This window comes from Belnapia sp. AC561 (assembly GCF_979252845.1).
This window is the reverse complement of sequence record NZ_CEEDBP010000264.1, coordinates 1-265: the sequence shown is the minus strand read 5'-3', so window position 1 is coordinate 265 and position 265 is coordinate 1. Positions and strand designations below refer to the sequence as shown.

Here is a 265-nt window from a genome sequence, read left to right as displayed (position 1 = left end):
CCTCTGGTCCACGCCTCGATATAGGAGGAGAGCTTCCCGTATTCGTTGTCGAGCGCGATGTGCGGGATATCGAGGAGGACCGCCAGGATGTGGGCATGCAGGCGGTCGGTGACGATCCGACGCCCCCTCGAAAGGGTCGCCAGCCCGCGCTCCACGCGGGCGGTGGCCAACGCGAAACAATAGTCGGCGAGCGGTTGTCCCGATCGGGCGAGCGGCAGAACCCCGTCGTCAAGCCAGTCGACGATCACCCGGTCATCGCAGTCGC

1 protein-coding gene is annotated in these 265 nt (G+C 66.0%); it reads right to left on the bottom strand.

Going from position 1 to position 265, the window contains the following annotated elements; genetic code table 11:
- Positions 1–265 (bottom strand): polysaccharide pyruvyl transferase family protein (locus tag AC0IW9_RS31020; RefSeq protein WP_471652144.1); only part of this gene is annotated, 265 nt, incomplete at both ends.